Origin of the sequence: Xanthomonas vesicatoria ATCC 35937 (assembly GCF_001908725.1) — a bacterium.
Taxonomy (GTDB): domain Bacteria; phylum Pseudomonadota; class Gammaproteobacteria; order Xanthomonadales; family Xanthomonadaceae; genus Xanthomonas; species Xanthomonas vesicatoria.
Genome location: NZ_CP018725.1, coordinates 2,814,337 through 2,830,693, shown reverse-complemented (window position 1 = coordinate 2,830,693; position 16,357 = coordinate 2,814,337). Strand labels below are relative to the sequence as shown.

14 protein-coding genes and 3 pseudogenes are annotated in these 16,357 nt (G+C 64.0%); 10 read left to right on the top strand and 7 right to left on the bottom strand.

All coding sequences use genetic code 11. From position 1 onward, the window contains the following. Positions 1-18: 18 nt before the first annotated feature. A pseudogene (locus BJD12_RS24960) lies at positions 19-411 on the bottom strand (XVIPCD domain-containing protein); the annotation flags it as partial. Positions 412-636: 225 nt separating this feature from the next. Further along, positions 637-1,671 carry a hypothetical protein gene (locus BJD12_RS24955; RefSeq protein WP_005997015.1) on the bottom strand — a complete coding sequence of 345 codons (1,035 nt, stop codon included), beginning with the start codon at positions 1,669-1,671 and terminating at the stop codon, positions 637-639. Positions 1,672-2,543: 872 nt separating this feature from the next. Between BJD12_RS24955 and BJD12_RS12235 the strand changes: the two genes are divergently transcribed. From BJD12_RS12235 to BJD12_RS12215, 5 genes and pseudogenes are all read left to right on the top strand, one after another. Then, positions 2,544-3,422, top strand: coding sequence for an RluA family pseudouridine synthase (locus tag BJD12_RS12235; protein WP_425480536.1), 879 nt, complete (start codon positions 2,544-2,546; stop codon positions 3,420-3,422). Between the two features lie 125 nt (positions 3,423-3,547). Further along, positions 3,548-3,853 carry a hypothetical protein gene (locus BJD12_RS12230; RefSeq protein ID WP_005997020.1) on the top strand — a complete coding sequence of 102 codons (306 nt, stop codon included), beginning with the start codon at positions 3,548-3,550 and terminating at the stop codon, positions 3,851-3,853. A 167-nt stretch (positions 3,854-4,020) separates the two neighbouring features. Then, the gene (locus BJD12_RS12225; RefSeq protein ID WP_005997022.1) at positions 4,021-4,584 is read left to right on the top strand and encodes a TetR/AcrR family transcriptional regulator; all 564 of its coding nucleotides are present in this window, start codon (positions 4,021-4,023) and stop codon (positions 4,582-4,584) included. Positions 4,585-4,623: 39 nt separating this feature from the next. Further along, complete coding sequence (locus BJD12_RS12220) at positions 4,624-5,103, top strand: nuclear transport factor 2 family protein (RefSeq protein ID WP_039426134.1); 480 nt, start codon at positions 4,624-4,626, stop codon at positions 5,101-5,103. Between the two features lie 287 nt (positions 5,104-5,390). After that, positions 5,391-6,066 (top strand): annotated as a pseudogene (locus tag BJD12_RS12215) (DUF2306 domain-containing protein); the annotation flags it as partial. A gap of 47 nt (positions 6,067-6,113) precedes the next feature. On the opposite strand, the gene BJD12_RS12210 reads toward BJD12_RS12215, so the two are convergent. Continuing rightward, positions 6,114-6,545 carry a hypothetical protein gene (locus BJD12_RS12210; RefSeq protein ID WP_172797225.1) on the bottom strand — a complete coding sequence of 144 codons (432 nt, stop codon included), beginning with the start codon at positions 6,543-6,545 and terminating at the stop codon, positions 6,114-6,116. A 233-nt stretch (positions 6,546-6,778) separates the two neighbouring features. On the opposite strand from BJD12_RS12210, the gene BJD12_RS12205 reads away from it, so the two are divergent. After that, positions 6,779-7,180 (top strand): antitoxin Xre/MbcA/ParS toxin-binding domain-containing protein, encoded by a 402-nt coding sequence (locus BJD12_RS12205; RefSeq protein ID WP_005997030.1) that lies wholly within the window; start codon positions 6,779-6,781, stop codon positions 7,178-7,180. Between the two features lie 385 nt (positions 7,181-7,565). Here the strand turns inward: BJD12_RS12205 and BJD12_RS12200 are convergent. Then, a pseudogene (locus BJD12_RS12200) lies at positions 7,566-9,172 on the bottom strand (alpha/beta hydrolase). Positions 9,173-9,775: 603 nt separating this feature from the next. Between BJD12_RS12200 and BJD12_RS12195 the strand changes: the two are divergent. Continuing rightward, entirely contained in the window at positions 9,776-10,336 is a 561-nt protein-coding gene (locus tag BJD12_RS12195; protein ID WP_005997033.1) for a hypothetical protein, read from the top strand. 159 nt (positions 10,337-10,495) lie between these two features. Here the strand turns inward: BJD12_RS12195 and BJD12_RS12190 are convergent, their stop codons facing one another. Next, on the bottom strand, positions 10,496-11,608 hold the full coding sequence (locus BJD12_RS12190; protein ID WP_058564048.1) for a type II toxin-antitoxin system RelE/ParE family toxin: 1,113 nt from the start codon (positions 11,606-11,608) through the stop codon (positions 10,496-10,498). Then, complete coding sequence (locus BJD12_RS12185; protein WP_005997035.1) at positions 11,595-11,801, bottom strand: hypothetical protein; 207 nt, start codon at positions 11,799-11,801, stop codon at positions 11,595-11,597. The genes BJD12_RS12190 and BJD12_RS12185 overlap by 14 nt, the downstream gene beginning before the upstream one ends. Before the next feature lie 237 nt (positions 11,802-12,038). Here BJD12_RS12185 and BJD12_RS12180 point away from each other — a divergent pair, with 237 nt between their 5' ends. Beyond that, entirely contained in the window at positions 12,039-12,563 is a 525-nt protein-coding gene (locus BJD12_RS12180) for a CcdC protein domain-containing protein (RefSeq protein WP_005997036.1), read from the top strand. 21 nt (positions 12,564-12,584) lie between these two features. On the opposite strand, the gene BJD12_RS12175 is transcribed toward BJD12_RS12180, so the two are convergent. Then, positions 12,585-13,850 carry a phospholipase D-like domain-containing protein gene (locus BJD12_RS12175; RefSeq protein ID WP_005997037.1) on the bottom strand — a complete coding sequence of 422 codons (1,266 nt, stop codon included), beginning with the start codon at positions 13,848-13,850 and terminating at the stop codon, positions 12,585-12,587. A gap of 301 nt (positions 13,851-14,151) precedes the next feature. On the opposite strand from BJD12_RS12175, the gene BJD12_RS12170 reads away from it, so the two are divergent. Together BJD12_RS12170 and BJD12_RS12165 are read left to right on the top strand one after the other, a co-directional pair. Next, on the top strand, positions 14,152-14,703 hold the full coding sequence (locus BJD12_RS12170) for a YdeI/OmpD-associated family protein (RefSeq protein ID WP_042828635.1): 552 nt from the start codon (positions 14,152-14,154) through the stop codon (positions 14,701-14,703). A gap of 192 nt (positions 14,704-14,895) precedes the next feature. Next, entirely contained in the window at positions 14,896-16,257 is a 1,362-nt protein-coding gene (locus BJD12_RS12165; protein WP_039425837.1) for an MFS transporter, read from the top strand. Positions 16,258-16,357 lie beyond the last annotated feature (100 nt).

Genomic DNA, 16,357 nt, shown 5'->3' with positions numbered 1-16,357 from the left:
AGGTCATTTCGCGCCTTCTCATACCATCCGAGGTGGCGTGGTGATCGATTGTTCGCGCTGCTGCTCTTGTTGTTGGGACTGTTGCTGCCGCTGCGTCTCACCTAAGGACTGCAATTGCGCCAGAGACTGTTCAATCGGCTGTGCGATGGCGTCATTGGTCTTCATGTGCGCCATCTTGTGTGCGGGATCGTTCAACGCCCCCTCTACAACGAACAGGTTCTCGCCTTGTCGCACAGACTTAGAGTTCTCGCTCAGTACTACATGATCGATTCTTGTCAGCCCATTCTCTTTAGCTAGGTACGCGCTACTTGCTGCCAACCGTGCGCTGTTGTCGTCGTACTCCCTGCCGAGACCTTGCTCAACGCGGCGAACAGCATCTTCGGCCTGGCGATGGAGCGGGTCCTGTGATGGAAGTAAGGAACCATGCCTAGGCACCACGGGCGGTTGATCATGCGGCGCTGGTTGCGCTGGTGCTTCCATTCCGCGCAATGGATTTGCGTGTGGATCGACGTGCAGCAATCTACGCGCCTGCCCATTTTCGTTGATGTTCAGATCTATAGTGCCGTCATCGTTGCGCACTCGCGCAAGATTCTGCCGCTCAACACCGCTCCAAGCACCATTCAAGAATGCGTGACCCTAACCTGTCTTGTTCCAGGTCACCAAGTCGTTACCGGCAGCATAAAAGCCGGCACCATTGAATCGCATTGGATCTGCCCGGTCTGTTGAAGCATTTTGATAGGTAGCGCCGCGGTCCAGCGCGCTCACGAATTCTTCTGCACGGTTGTAGTGCAGAAACAGGTTTTTCACCGCATGGTATTCGTGCGCCAAGTTTTGGCCTGCCTGCGGCGCGTTGAGTGTTGTCGGATCCACAAGCGGGTTGGCGACCACATTGGTCCATGCTGCTGCGAGCGGGCTACGCGAATCCGCATTGCGCAATGCATTTACCACATCGGCGCCCTCCAGCGCCTTGTCTCGCCCAGCTTCCAGATAGTCGCCACGTCCAGTCGCCCTTGGATTCAGATCATCAATGGCGGCACTCACATCCGCGAGCGAATGGTACTGATTTGCCTCAATGCTGCGGATCATCGGCGTGGTGCGCGTTTCGTTCTGGTTGTAGGCTTTCCCAACCATCGTCGCCAACTTTACTTGGTCGTCCAAAGACGCGTTTTGGTAAAGCTCACTTCGCTGCAAGGGCGCGATGGCGCGATCCATCAGCTTGTCGATTTGCACCACATCGCGTTGATGTACCCAACTGATGCCTTCGTTGGAAGAAAGGAAAGTGTCTAGCCTGGATTTCACCTCAGCATCGAGAGGCCGGCCGGCATCTGCACGGATAGCGCGGCCGTTACGGCCAAGATCGGCGATCGTCTGATCAACCTGCTGTTGGCTGAGAACAAGATCTTCCTGTTGCCCATTCGCCCATTGTTGATAGGCATTCACGAGGTCCCTTGGAACATTCTCCCCGTTGGGCACGTTCGGCTGATAGTGCTGTCCCAGGTCAGTTTGGATGGTGCCGATCGTGTAGCCACTGTTGTCGGCCGGCTCCAGCAACGGTGTCCTGAGATTGTCGCCAGCGACCTCCAATCGATAAGCGGCATATCCGCTTTCGGATGACACGCAGACAGCAAAGTACAGCGTGGCTCGCAATTCCTGATCTGTCAGCCTGCTCATGAGTCGCTCTCCGTGTCTGAGCAGGTTTCGGATGGAATTTGCCTGCCCTTGATATCAGGGTGCAAGGCGACATCTCGCTTATATGTATTGCCGAACTTCTGGTAGCGAACCAGAGCCCCCTTTTCAAGAACGAAGTAATCTTCCGCCCCGAGAAGTTGGGGCATGCCGTATAGCCTGCCTCGCCATCATCGCTGCAGTAGCGAACGTAGAGCTTTCCGCTACGCACATCCCCTTCCAATTTTCCGCCTCCTCCACGCACGTTGGTTCCTTCGCTCCACTCTCCCGTGACATGGCTCTTCTGCTGATGGAGGTCAACGCTCAGAAAGTGGCCAGAACCGCAAGCTGTGGCGTATGCCCACTTGTTTGCAAAGTTACCGACCGTCGCGCCCGCCGGTGGCGAAGCATTCGAGCATGCTGCACTCAGCGCGACGACGGTAAGTGACATGCAACGCATGATCTTTTTGTTGAATGTTCTTTGAGCTGTCATTGAACGCTTCCTTGATCTTCGCTATCGGCGAGTTGGGCGTAGGGCACAGCGACTTTACTGCAAGCAGCAGTTTTCAATTCGCTTACGGTACAAAAAATCGCAGTTGAGCTGTTGGCAAAAGTCACTACTGAAGAACCGAAACGTTTTCCGCGCGCCCAAGACTGTTGGCATCTGGAGCAACAGCGCATCTCCATCTCCTTGGTGTAGAGCTGCGGCATTGCCCCACGTGGCGTCATGCGTATCGGCTGATGGTCACTCGTTGCGGTTGAGGCTTTTCTGTTCACTTTTGCAGAAATCAGGATAGAACGGCAAACGTGGGCAGGGTACGATTCCAGCCCTCTCCATGTGGCTGCGCCTTGTTGTGGCCATGCTTCCGGCACGCCCGATGCTCGATGGCATCCCCGCCAGCCAGTTCCAGTTGCCGCCCGGCCCCTGGTCCACGGTGTTGGAAGCGTTATGCGCGTGCTTTCCAGGTGTGGATGCCGCCACCTGGCAGGACCGCTTCGCGCGGGGGCGTGTGCTGGATGCCGAAGGCAGTGCGCTCAATGCCTCTGCGCCATATCGCCTGGGTGCCGAGGTTTTGTACTTCCGCGAGGTGGTGGACGAGCCGGTCATTCCATTTGCCGAGACGGTGGTGCATGCGGACGCGCACCTGGTGGTGGCGTGCAAGCCGCACTTCCTGCCCGTGGTGCCAGCTGGCGCCTATGTGCGCGAGACACTGCTGACGCGATTGGTACATCGTTTCGACAATCCCGCACTGGTGCCGCTGCATCGCATCGATCGCAACACTGCTGGTTTGGTGTTGTTCTCGGCCAACCCGGCCACACGCGGGATCTACCAGGCGCTGTTCCGCGAGCGACGCATCCGCAAGCACTATCTGGCGGTGGCGCCGCCGCTACCAAGGCTGACGTTTCCCTATGTGTATCGCAGCCGGCTGGAGCCGGGCGAGCCGTTCTTCCGCATGCGCGAGGGCGTGGGCGAGCCGAATAGCGAGACGGTGATCGACGTGGTCGCGCGCGGCGCAGACACATGGACGTATCGATTGGAGCCAGTCACCGGGCGCAAGCACCAGTTGCGCGTGCACATGGCGGCGTTAGGTGCCCCGATTTTGCACGACCGTTTCTATCCTGAGTTGGAAGACCAGCGGCCAGACGATCCGGAACGGCCACTGCAGTTATTCGCGCATACGCTGGCGTTCGATGATCCGATCACCGGCGAGCCGAGATATTTCACCGCGACCGTTGGGCCGATGCCCTCAGTTTGAAACGACGGCAGTACACCGATGTGCGCCGTTGAAACGGTCCGCATTATCTGATTTTCAGATATCCGAAATAGTGCGCTAGCGTGAGCTCACGGACATGTCGTCCGCACACCTCGAGCGCGAGTGCCATGGCGATATCGAAAAATCATAAAGCTGCCAGACTGCAGAGCGCCATACGGGCAAACAACAGGCCGACGCAGCAAGAACACTTCACCTTCGGTGTCACTGTCGAGCAGATCGACCAGTTCCACACGCTGCTGCGCACGATCACCGCGCAAAGCGACATGGTGGCGGTGTGCAGTGGCCAGGCGCTGGATAACGGCAGCGTGTCGATCCTGGGGGAGAGCATCTTCAATGCCGCGCGTGCGCTGCGCGGCATCGTCGACGAGATCGATGCACAACCTCTGTGCGGCGAACACCAGCGCCTGCGGTAGACAGGGCGGCGATGGGCTGGCCACCGCGCGCGCGGTCGCGTGTGGTGGCCATGCAGACGCCTCCATGCGCACACGCAAGACGGACCGGAGCGCGATCCAGTGCCCTGCGCCATTGACATCAGAGAATGATCGTTCTACTTTGTTGAGAACGGTCATTCTCAACGCATATGAAGCCCTCGCAATCCTATGCTGAACCCCACGCCGCGTTGCTCGATGCCACCGAGCGCCTGATCTATGCCGGCGGCATTCATGCCACCGGCATGGAGGCGATCGTCAAGGCGTCCGGGGTGGCGCGCAAGACGCTCTACCGCCTGTATCCCACCAAGGACGCGTTGGTGGAAGCAGCCTTGTTGCGCCGCGACGAGCGCTGGATGGCGTGGTTCGAGGCCGCCACCTCACAGAGCGACGATCCGGTCGCGCGTCTGCTGTCGTGCTTCGATGCGCTGCAAAGCTGGTTTGCCGATCGCCGCTTCCATGGCTGTGCGTTTCTCAATGCGGCTGGTGAGACCGGCGATCCGAACCACGTCATCCGCATGGCGGCACGCGCGCACAAGCAGCGCTTGCACGCGTATCTGCACGGCCTGGTGGTGGCCACCGGCCGGCCAGAGCCGGATGCGCTGGCGCAACAGGTATTGGTATTGATCGACGGCGCCATTGCCGTCGCCCTGGTATTTGGCGGTACCGAATCTGCAACCACCGCCCAACAGGCTGCCCGTACGTTGCTCGGGTAGCGTCCTTCCGTGTTCTGCCTTCTTGCAAGGAGTTTTGTCATGTCGTCGTCCGCATCGTCGCGCCCACCGCTGCCACCATTTACCCACGACACCGCCTTGCTGAAAGTGCGGTTGGCCGAAGACGGCTGGAACAGCCGCGATGCGGCCAAGGTGGCGCAGGCCTACAGCGTGGACACACGCTGGCGTAACCGCGCCGAGTTCGTTACCGGCCGCGACCAGGCGCAGGCGTTTCTCGAACGCAAGTGGGCCAGGGAACTGGAGTACCGGCTCATCAAGGAGCTGTGGGCATTCAACGAAAACCGCATCGCGGTGCGCTATGCCTACGAATGGCGTGACGATGCCGGCAACTGGTTCCGCTCCTACGGCAACGAAAACTGGGAATACGATGCCGACGGCCTGATGCGCGCGCGCCACTCCTCGATCAACGACCTGCCCATCCAGGAATCCGAGCGCAAGTTCCACTGGCCGCTCGGGCGCAGGCCCGATGCGCACCCAAGCCTGTCCGACCTGGGACTTTGATGGCCGCGCTGGACGCATCGCTGGCGGTGGCGTCTGCGCCGCGGCAATCACCGCTGCGCCGCGCGCACCGAGACGCAGTGGCGTCGCCTTGGCGATGAGCGGCCAGGCGATGGGACGAGCACGGGAATGCTTCACCGCGCTCGCCCATGTGCTCAACGCACCTTGGAGACGGCCGCCGGGCCCGACCTAAGCTCGAACACGCGCCCGCGCTACTGCTGTACGTCCATGCTAGCGTTCCGCTGCCGAGAGCAGGCTGGCAGAGGGAGCGGGGCATGCGGGTCGATCCGATGCGCGACGGTGTCGCGGTTGCTGGTGGCAGGCTGGTCGCTCGCGTGGCGTGGGCGCTGCTGTGGTTTGCGCTGGCCGCGTTAACGGCCGAGTTCGTGCGCCACGTGTACCTGAAGTACGCCGCGCTGGACTCGCCGGCATACGCCATGTTCCTGACCCGGCGCGGCTGGCTGTGGTGCCACTTAGGTGGCGGCGCCGCCGGCATTGCGCTGGGGACGCTGCAGTTCGTCACGCAACGCTGGCGCAGGCACGCATGGGTGCACCGTTGGGTGGGGCGGGCCTATTTCGCCGGCATGCTGGTGGCGATGGTCGGCGCCACCGCGTTGATCGCCACCTCGCCCGCGCCAATGGCGATCCGCGTGGCTTTCGCAGCGACGGAAGCGGCGTGGCTGGTAGTGGCGTCCGTCGGCCTTGTCGCCATCCGCCGCAGGCAGGTGGTCCGGCACCAGCGCTGGATGGTGCGGGCGTATCTGGTGACCCTCGCCCCAGTGGTGTTCCGCGTTGTGCTGTATGCCGCAGTTACTGCCAGGGTGGCGCCGTCGCCCGGCATGATCGCAACGCTGCTCTGGGCCAGTTGGGCGGTACCGTTGCTGGTGCACGCCGTTGCAAGCGGCATTGCAGATGCCAGAGGCCAGGGCGCGCGTCTGCATGCTTCCCCGGCCGGTGCCGGCATCGCACGGGATGCCGGCTGAAACAGTTCCGGCATCCCGCGCCGCAGGGCCTCAACGCACTTTGTACAACACCGCCGCGCCAGGCCGGGGCTCGAACATCGGCACGGTCTGCTGCTTGAGCGCGGTGCCCTTGGCGTCCCACACCAGCGTTTCGACCGGGTAGTCGTCCTTGCGGGTCATCGCGCCGATCTGTTGGACGATCACGGTCTTGGCGGCGGGCACTTCCGGGTTCCAGGCGAACACCCCCAGGCGGCCATAGAACACCGCCGGCGCAGCGGCATCCAGGCGGCGGTCCGGGCACATCACCAGGCCGCGTTCCAGCATCACGCGCAGCGCGCCCACGGGCACGGCCTTGACGGTGGGGCTGGTGCGATCGGTGCTATGGCCGGGGCAGACATTGGCCGAGCGGGTGATCATGTCTTCGGCGACTTGCCGGTCGGATTGGGCCAGCGCCGGCATGGCGGTGGTGGACAGGGCAAGCAGGGCAATAGCGGACTTCCAGTTCATCGGCGACTCCTCATGAGATGGCACTCCAGCGACGGCGGCCCGGCTAACCCGGTGCGCCGCCAGCAACGCGCCCAGATGCTAGCAAGCCGGTTGTTAAAGGCTGCCGATGGCAATGCCGGCTGACTGACGCCGCAGGTGTCGGGAGACTCCTGATTGAGCGCGGTCGGCCGCACCGTTAGCGTGCGCGCTAGATACTGCCGGACTGCACCGTGGAACGCGCCGACCTGATTGACTCATTGCTCATTGGCATGCGCCGGGCCGAAGCCTTGCGCGCGCAACCGTCCAGCTACAGCACCGCGCACAGCGCGCAGATGGCGGTCGATTACGGCAAGGCCGCCGACGCCGAGCTGGTGCTGTCGCTGTTCAACTTCAGCCCCGAGCATCTCAAGTTGCTGGGCAGTGCCGGGATCGAGGCGCTGGGCGAGATCGTGTGCCACGCCTGGGCGCTGCACGGCGGCAATAACGACGCGCTGATCCGCTGGTTTCGCGAGCCGATGAACGCACTGGACGGGCAGACCCCCGCCGCGTTGGTCCGCGCCGGCAGCCTCAGGGTATTGCTGCTGGTGTTGCGCCAGCAGATGGAGTGGGAGTTGCCCAAGCGCTCGGCGTGAGCAGCCGACGCAACGACTGCGCTCACCGCCTGTCGGGCGCGGTCGGTACTCGGTGCAAGCTTGCAAACCGGTGATAGGGCGCGCTGTCCATAGCGACCTGACAACTGCTCGTTACGTTGTTAGCCGCTCTCAGTGGCGAGGCGATGATGCGCGCGTTATGTGCAATGCCACGCATCTTGCGCGTCTTGCACAGCAGGTTGGCGCAGTGGGTGGCAGGCAGTGCGATGCGCCGGTGCGTTGCTGCACGTAGCAGCGATGCATGCAGTTACACGAGCACGGTGCGGCGCCTGCGGTGTTGCATCGCAAGCACCGATATTGGGTGAATCGGCCGCGGGAAACAGCTGCGCGCACCGCCGGGGCGCCACTCGGCGGTGCGAAGCCGCCCTTACTGCTTGGGTCGCGCCACTGCGTACATTTCTGCGGCGATCCTCTTCATCAGGGCGTTGTCGTCGTCGCCCTCCTTGTACAGGTCGAAGTGGCTGCGGCCTTCCAGATAGCGGAAGTCGCTCTTGGCGCCCAGGCCGTCCAGCACCGCCTGGAATTTACGTGCTGCGCCATCCAGGTAGAACGTGTCGTCGGTGCCGACGATCAGGTGGATCTTGCCATCCAGATCCGGCTTGAGCATGGGCCACTGCGCGGCCACGCGCGCGGCGATGTCGTAATGCGTGCGCCAGTAGGCCACCACGGCCGGGTCGACCTTGCCGGTGTCGCGGTCGAACATTGGCACCGGGCGGCCGTCGGCGCCGCGCGGGGAAAACACCCACTCGAAGGAAGTGAGCTGGCCACCGTACGGGCCAAGCACGCGTTCCAGCTTGGCGAAGGTTTCCAGCTCGGCCACCACCTTGCCCCCATCGCGGACCAGCGGGAACTGGCTGCCGTCCGGACGCCGGTAGACGTTGGCATTGGACGCGTACAGGTCCGGGCCGGTGAAGTCGTGGAAGTCGCTGGAATCGGGCGAGGTGGACCAGGTGCCGCCGAACAGCTTGGGGTAGCGCGTCTGCAGCCACAGCGTGGCCCAGCCACCTGACGAATGGCCCGTCAGGAACCGGCCGCTGGCCTTGCCGTCCATCCTGTACTGCTTCTCCAGTGCCGGAATCAGTTCCTCGGTCAGCGCGGTGCCCCAGGGGCCGTTATTGACCGAGTCGGCGAACTCGTGGGTGCCGGTGGGCGTGGCCTGATCCAGGAATACCCAGATCATCGGCGGCATCTGCTTGGCCGCCATCGCGCTCCAGGCGGCGGCGATGCTGCCGGCAAAGCGGTTGTAGTTGCCGCCGAAGCCATGGGTGACATAGACGGTGGGGTAGCGCGTGCGGGCCTTGGCGTCGTAGCCGGGCGGGGTGAGCACGCGTGCGCGCAGCGAGACCGGCCGGCCCCAGAACGCGCTCAGTGACGGGCTCACCATCGAGGCATCTGCGGTGTGCAGCTTGGCTTCGGGCACCGCATCGCGTACGGCTTGCGGTGCGCGCGGCGACACCCGCCACGGGTCGTCCGAAACGGGCAGCTGCGTGCTGAGCGTCAGTGCCGGGAGCGCTGCGCCTTTGCCCAGGGTGACCGGCGTCACCGCACTCAGCAGGTCGCCGCCATCGCGGCCGCTGTAGCCGTAGCTGTGGTCCGGGTCCAGCACGGCCTGGAACAGATAGGCACCCGCCGGTAGCGCGGAAAACCCGCCGGGGAAAGCGATGTTGTCCAGATCGATCTGCACGCTGGCCCCCGGCACGAGCCCGACGACCTCCTGCGCGGCACCGTGGTGGCGGTGGGACGGAACGGGTTGGTGTCCACTTCCTCGACCTTGCCGTCCTTGGCCTGCGCCTGTGCGTCCTTGGCCAGGGTCGCGAACACCAGCAGGCGCCCGGAGGTGGGTTGGTCGGTGGCGCCGCCCAGGGTGACGCGCAGCAGGCGATGCGCTGCCACCGGCTCGGCCGCATGCGCGGTGCAGGCGCACAGCAGGCCAACAGCCAGGCCAAGACGAGGTGCAAGACGATGCAGGGACATGCGGATCCTTTGAGACGCAGATGGGTGGAGTGGGCGCGATGGCCCTGCGCAGACTGTAACCAGTTCGCTGCGCGCCGGGGGCTGCGGGTGCGATGTCAGGTCAATGCAGCCGATCTTGCTGTGCTTTATGACCCTGCCGGCGCGCTGACCAGTGCCGGCAACCGGGGTGGCCGAGAGCAGTGCAACGCAGATCGCGCGGAAAATCGGTCCATTGCCAAGGGTTGCATGGTCCGCACCGATCCCAGTGCGGTGGCTGACATCGAAGAAAAGCCAACCTTCTATCGATGAAAAACAGGCGATACATCACGCATCGAAGTGACTGAGACGATTTGCCGGGTTGTGAAACCGTCGCTCTCCAAGATCGCCACATCGACCGCTTCTTATCAACCGGGATTAAGTCGCTGCATGAGCGGCCCGGCGAGAATCGCGGAATCGAAGGGAAAGAGAATGCAGGCGGCGTTTTTCTGTCTGGATGGCTGAGGGAAAAAACTCACCTGTGCGACATGCGCAAGACAGTCCGAATGATCCCGATTTTCGGGCCATGTTACATCGTTAATCTGCGTCCCGTGTCACTCACGAACTTAATGCCAAGGAGTTTTTGTCATGCTTCAAACCTTCAACCTTTCTCGCCAATTGATCGCATGCAGCACGTTGCTACTGACGGCAGCCGTCTGCCCGCAAGTGGCCACGGCCGCTCCCGTCACCAACACCGAGCGGGTCACCTTGAGCCACGTCTTTGCCACGCTGCAAACCGGCCAGGAAGACAAGAAGCCCGAAGACATTGCGGCGTGTCGCAAGCAGGTTGCGGCAGCCAGTTCCAAGTATCTGGGAATGGTGGTCACCACCAAGTACTCCATCGACGCGCAATCCATGATCATGAGCGCCTCGTCGTCGCTTCCCTCGCCTGTCGCGACACAGCCGCTGATGCTGACGGTGCCGCTGGCGCCGTTGGGCTTGTCTGGCGAGTATGCCTTCGGCGCGTTTCGACCGAGCGCCTTGCCCAACACGTATGTGCTGTTTTCGGTCGGGCTGAATTTCAAGGGGCCCACGTCGTCGGTACTCGTCCTCAACAGCGACAAACCCTATAACTGTCTGGTCACCAGCGCTCCGGCACCGTTCAATGGAACACTGGGCACGCAGTTGGGCAAAGACCAAGGGCGCTGATCTCTGCGACGTGCCTATTGCCGCCGAACGCGCTGATTAAATCGCCGGCGCGCTCGGTTGCGGTGTGCGCGATGCGCAACGTGACCGCGATTTCGGTGATGGTTTCCGGACAGCAGCGGGGTTGCCCGTGGATCTGTGTGACAGACACAGGTCCACGCATTACCGATACGGCCCCGGCCCGCGCCAGACCGGTTCGCCCTGGCGGTAGACCTCCATCATGTTGATGACCTCGCGGGCATCGCCGATGTTCTTCAGTTCCGGCGAATCCGGCGGCAGCAGGCGGCATTTGCTGGAGCCGCGTTTGAGTGCGACATCCAGCGGGCAGATCATGCGTTGCTGGGTGCCGGGCAGGATGATGGCGATTTCCTGCATGCCCTGTTCCTTCCATGCGCGCAGCTGGGTTTCGCTGCGCACGTCGTAATAGACCTGGAAGCCGCCGATATCCATGCTGGGCTGGGAGTTGCTGCGGTCGCGGCGGCGGCCTTCGCTGATGGTGGGCGTGTTGGCGCTGCCGTCTTCAGCGGCGTCGGCGGGTTCGTCGAGCATGCCCGGTGGGCGGCCGGTCCAGGTTTCGGGACGGCGCTGCGGGGGCGACGACGGTTCGGCCGGCGGCTGCGGCGGGGTGGGGCGCTGCACCGGCTGTGCACGGCGCTGCTCGGCCAGGCTGCCGCGACGGGTGTTGCCCTGCGGCGGCACCGGGTTCTTGGCGTTCTGGACCAGCGTGGATTGCAGCGGCGAGGCGGCCGGTGGCGGCTGCACCGGCGCGGCGGTCTGCGAGGGCGGGGTGGGCGTCGGGGAGGGCGTGGGTTGCTGCGGCTGATCGGTGTCGCCGACAAAGTCCACCTTGGTGCGGCCACCGCTGGCCGAGCCTTGCGGCGGGGTCATGCTGGGGGTGGAGGCGGACAGCAGAATCAACAGCATCAGCACATGCAGCAGCGCGCTGATCAGCGCAGCGATCCACGGCTCGATGCGTTCGATCAGCGGTTCGCTGCGGAGCAGCCAGTCGCTGGGGTCCAGATGGACGTGCAGCAGTTGCAGCGCGTCGTCGCGCACGCGGTAGACCAGCACGTAGGGCGTGTGCTTGACCACCCACTCGCGCGTGCCCGGCACGCGGCCGGCGTGACCACGCCCGGGCTGCTCGGCCAGGGTGCGGGTGGCTTCCAGCACCTGCCGCGCCATCGCCGCGGCAATGGTCGGGTTGAGTGCGTGGTAGTGATCCTGGGCGTGGGCGAGCTGCGTGGCGGCCGGGACGGTCCAGTCACGCCGTAACATCAACGCCCCATCTGGCAAACAGTGCGGTGACCTGAGCCGGCGCGGTGATGGCGCCCTGGTCGGCTGCGGCAATCCCGTCCAGCACCGCGGCCTGGAAGCTGGCCGCCTCCACCACGCGCACCACGTCCTGCCAGCCTGCCGTGTCGGGCAGCGTGTCGATCAGCGTCTGGGCATGGTGCTTGATGGCGGACATGGCACTGCGGTGGGGGAGTACTGCCGGCAAGTCTACCGCCGCGGCCTCGATCCGCGTGTGGCAATGGCTGGCGCGCGTGCGCGGCGTTCACCGGGCGCGCCGGTACCGGCGGTCGAAAGGGGCCGGGTACCAGGCGAGCCGCCGCCTGCCGGCTGCAGAAAGTGACACTTGGCACCTTGTTCGCGGTGCGGGCGGGTTCCATCCTGCAGCCGTCACTTCAGCCACAAAGGATTGGTCATGCCCGCTGCCGCCATCGCACCGTTTACCCCGTACCTGTCGATGGCGGCCATCGCCTTCATTTACTACCGGCGCATTCGTCGCAGCTTCGGCCGCCAGCAATGGAAGCCGGTGGGCACAGCGGTGCGTGCGGCCGTGCTGGTCATCGCCGCCGCCGCGCTGGCGTTTGCGGTCTACGGATTACCGCAGGTGCGGCTGGGCATTGCGCTGGGAACGGTGGCAGGCATCGGGCTGGGCGCGGTGTCGCTGCGTTACACGCATGCCGAATGGGTGGATGGCCAGGGCTGGTACACGCCCAACCCCTGGATCGGCGGCGCATTGATGCTGGTGCTGCTGGGCCGGCTGGCCTGGCGCTGGGCCTCTGGCGCTTTCAGCGAGGGTGCGGCGGCTGCGGGGTCGCAGGCCAGCCCGCTGACCTTGGGCATTGCTGCTGCGCTGGTGCTGTATTCGCTGGTGCATGTGGGCGGGGTGTGGTGGCGCCTGCGCCAGCTGCGATTGCAGGCTGCGGCGTCCGCACCGGTGTAAGACGGCGCGGGCGCTGCGGCATCACACCTGCGAGCGGAACGGGAACACCAGCTTTTCGCCCAGCTTCTGCCGCAGCGGCCGCGCACGCCAGCGCTCCAGCGTGTACTGCTCGGCACGCTCCAAGTCATGCTCGAAGACCTCGGTCATGCGCGCGGCCAGCGTGGCGTCGTAGACATTCAGGCTGGCCTCGTCGTTGAGGCGGAACGAGCGGATGTCGAAGTTGGTCGAGCCCACCGACACCAGCAGCTTGTCGATGATCAGCAGCTTGGTGTGCAGCATGGTGGGCCGGTATTCGTGGATCTCGATGCCGGCCTGCAGCAGCGGCTCCCAGCTGGCCTTGGACGCCAGCCGTACCGACACCGCATCGATATGCTTGCCCGGCAGCAGCACGCGGATCTTGACGCCACGGCCGCGCGCGTCCAGCAGCGAGCGGGTGATCAACGCGTCCGGCACGAAGTACGCTGCCGCCAGATCGATGGACGTGCGTGCCGCGGCAATGGCGATCAGATACATCAGGTGCATGCTCTCGCTACCGCCGGCCGGCGAGGCCACGAACAGCTGCGCATCGCTGTCACCGGCGGGCGCCAGCTGCGGGTAATACTCGGCGCCGTTAAGCACGCGGCCGGTGGTCTTGATCCAGTTGTCGTTGAAGGCGGCCTGCACCTGCGCCACCACCGGACCTTCGATGCGGTAATGCGAGTCGCGCCAATGCTCCGGGTCCTGCGCTTCGCCCATCCACTGATCGGCCACGCCCACACCGCCGGTAAAGCCAATGCGGCCATCGATCACCAGCAACTTGCGATGGGTGCGGTTATTGACGCGGTGCAGGTTGTACCAGGTCAGCGGCCGATAGCGGTGCACTTCCACGCCGGCGTCGGTCATCTCTTCGAGCAGCGACGGGTCCATCTTCAAACTGCCGCCCCAGTCGATGGTGACGCGCACCTTGACGCCGGCCCGCGCACGCTCGGACAGCGCCTCGCTGAACTCGCGGCCGATCTCTCCTGACCAGTAGATATAGGTTTCGAAGGTGATGGTCTGCTGCGCGCCGCCGATGGCGGCCAGCATTGCCGGAAAGATCTCGTGCCCGTTCTGCAGCACGTCGATCTTGTTGCCGGGCAGGATCGCCGGGCCCAGCAACACCGACATCTCGCGCTTGAATTGCGGGTCGGAGACGTCGTAGCAATGGGCCGGAATATGCTCGAGCTTCTTCTCAGGCGTGGCGAAGTTGAGCAGCAGCAGCCCCACCAGCAAGGTGATGACGACCGTGGCCACGATGATCCATGTCATGCATCCAACTCCGATTCCCCTGCCACTGCGGCCACAAGCGGCCGGCATTCTGGCAAGGCGCGCGGCATGGGGGCTGTGAAGGCAGCGCCGCAGTTCTGACGCAGCGGCTCAGTAATGGCAAACGCGACAACAGGTGGCGATCAAGCCATGTGATCGTCGCCTTCAAGCGTGACATCAGAAGTACTGCCATCTGGCTGCAGTGCCTTGTCGACGGGCTCGACAATGGCTGGGTGATCTCAAGCGCGTGCAGTACATGGCAGCAGTGATTGCGCGCCGCCTTGCCGGTGCTATCGTCCGCGCCATGGCCAAGCCCACCGTTACCATCCGCTGCAAGGCGGCGCTGCTGCAACCGGCAGTGCCGGCCGATGCCACCTGGTTGTTTGTGCAGCTGCCCGCCGCGGCAAGCGACAAACTGCCAACGCGCAGCATGGTGACGGTCGAGGGCACGTTTGCCGGGCATCCAGTGCAGGCGACCTTGCAGCCGGACGGGCAGGGTGGCCACTGGCTCAAGGTGGATCGCGCGCTGCAGCGCGCGGCCGGGGTGGCTGCTGGCGAGAGGGCGGCGCTGGAGCTTGCGCCGGTTGCCGAAGAGCCCGAGCCGCAGGTGCCGGACGATCTGCATGCCGCGCTGTCCGCGCACCCGCACGCACGTGCGACCTGGGACGACATCACCGCAGTGGCGCGACGCGACTGGATCTTCTGGATCGTATCGGGAAAGAAGGCCGAGACGCGGGTCAAGCGGATTGCGACCGCCTGCGACATGCTCGCCTCCGGCAAGCGGCGTGCGTGCTGTTTTGATCGGTCGGGGATGTACAGCAAATCGCTTGCGGCGCCGACGCCGAAAGCGGGCTGAAGCGCCAGGCGAATTTGGTGGGCGTCCCTGCAGAGCGACACAAGCAGGCGCTCCGGGTTGGCTGCCAACCGACCGCACACCGGTCGGACTAGCCGCTTGCGCGACGCCTGCCTATGCGCCGAAATGCTTACATGCGTCACACAAGCGCGCACCTATACTCCGAGGCTGCCCCACCGAAGAGGTTCTGACCGCATGAGCGCACCCCCATCGTCTCCGATCGCCGCCGGTTCTGGCGCAGCACCTGGCAGCCTTCGCCGCTCGGTGTCCAATACGCTCAAGGGGTCGGCCGGCAACCTGGTCGAGTGGTACGACGTCTACGTCTACTCGGTGTTCGCCACCTACTTCGAATCGCAGTTCTTTTCCAAGGAAGACAAGAACGCCACGATGTTCGTGTGGGCGATCTTTGCGATGACGTTCCTGATGCGGCCGATCGGTGCGTGGTACTTCGGTCGCTTTGCCGACCGCTACGGCCGGCGCCTGGCGTTGACGATCTCGGTGTCGATGATGGCGCTGTGCTCGTTCGTGATCGCGGTGACGCCGACGGTGGCCACGATCGGTATTGCCGCGCCGATTATCCTGCTGTTGGCGCGGCTGCTGCAGGGCTTTGCGACCGGTGGCGAATACGGCACCAGCGCCACCTACATGTCCGAGGCGGCGATTCCGGGCCGGCGCGGGTTCCTGTCGTCGTTCCATTACGTCACCCTGGTGGGCGGACATGTGCTGGCGCAGACCACCTTGCTGGTGATGCTGCACTTCTTCGACGCCTCGCAGGTGTCCGAATGGGGCTGGCGTGTGGCGTTCGGCCTGGGCGGTATCGGTGCGCTGGTGGTGTTCTGGTTGCGTCAGACCATGGACGAATCGCTGAGCTCCGAATCCATCGCTGATTCGCGCACCGGCAAGGCCAAGGCGTCGGGCTCGATGCGCGAATTGTTCGTCAATCAGTGGCGCCCGCTGCTGCTGTGCTTCTTGATCACTGCCGGCGGCACCATCGCGTTCTACACCTACTCGGTGACGGGCCCGAAGATGATCCAGACTGCGTTCGCCGGTGGCGACGTGATGGCAGGCACCATCATCAACCTGGTTGCGCTGACGGTGCTGATGCTGATGCAGCCGGTGGGCGGTTGGCTGTCGGACATCGTGGGGCGCAAGACCTTGTTGGTGTTCTTCGGCATCGGTGGCGTGCTGTACACCTGGTTCCTGGTGACCGAGCTACCCAAGCAGACCGACTGGCTAACCGCGTTTGCGATCCTCACCGTGGGCTTTGTGATCCTGACCGGCTACACCTCGATCAATGCGGTGGTGAAGGCCGAACTATTCCCCACCCACGTGCGCGCGCTGGGTGTCGGCCTGGGCTATGCGCTGGCCAATTCCGCGTTTGGTGGCACCGCGCCGTTGCTGTATCAGGCCTCGTTGAAGACCGGTCACGTGAGCGAGTTCGTGATCTACGCAACTGCGGTCATCGGGGTGTCGCTGGTGGTCTACATGTTCTTCCTGACCAACAAGGGCAGCAATTGGCTGGATGACGAGGCGGCGATGCATCAGCGCAAGCGCTAATGTGTTTCGTCCTTCTCCCATCGGCACATTGTCGTCCTTCATGGGGGAGAAGGTGCCCGAAGGGTGGATGAGGAGCGCCTCAGGCGCCTGGCATGTCAGC

Bases quoted from the DNA above. Each gene is read 5' to 3' on its own strand.
- BJD12_RS24955 (WP_005997015.1), bottom strand. From the start codon at position 1,671: ATGAGCAGGCTGACAGATCAGGAATTGCGAGCCACGCTGTACTTTGCT.
- BJD12_RS12235 (WP_425480536.1), top strand. From the start codon at position 2,544: ATGCTCGATGGCATCCCCGCCAGCCAGTTCCAGTTGCCGCCCGGCCCC.
- BJD12_RS12230 (WP_005997020.1), top strand. From the start codon at position 3,548: ATGGCGATATCGAAAAATCATAAAGCTGCCAGACTGCAGAGCGCCATA.
- BJD12_RS12225 (WP_005997022.1), top strand. From the start codon at position 4,021: ATGAAGCCCTCGCAATCCTATGCTGAACCCCACGCCGCGTTGCTCGAT.
- BJD12_RS12220 (WP_039426134.1), top strand. From the start codon at position 4,624: ATGTCGTCGTCCGCATCGTCGCGCCCACCGCTGCCACCATTTACCCAC.
- BJD12_RS12195 (WP_005997033.1), top strand. From the start codon at position 9,776: ATGCTTCAAACCTTCAACCTTTCTCGCCAATTGATCGCATGCAGCACG.
- BJD12_RS12190 (WP_058564048.1), bottom strand. From the start codon at position 11,608: ATGTTACGGCGTGACTGGACCGTCCCGGCCGCCACGCAGCTCGCCCAC.
- BJD12_RS12185 (WP_005997035.1), bottom strand. From the start codon at position 11,801: ATGTCCGCCATCAAGCACCATGCCCAGACGCTGATCGACACGCTGCCC.
- BJD12_RS12180 (WP_005997036.1), top strand. From the start codon at position 12,039: ATGCCCGCTGCCGCCATCGCACCGTTTACCCCGTACCTGTCGATGGCG.
- BJD12_RS12175 (WP_005997037.1), bottom strand. From the start codon at position 13,850: ATGACATGGATCATCGTGGCCACGGTCGTCATCACCTTGCTGGTGGGG.
- BJD12_RS12170 (WP_042828635.1), top strand. From the start codon at position 14,152: ATGGCCAAGCCCACCGTTACCATCCGCTGCAAGGCGGCGCTGCTGCAA.
- BJD12_RS12165 (WP_039425837.1), top strand. From the start codon at position 14,896: ATGAGCGCACCCCCATCGTCTCCGATCGCCGCCGGTTCTGGCGCAGCA.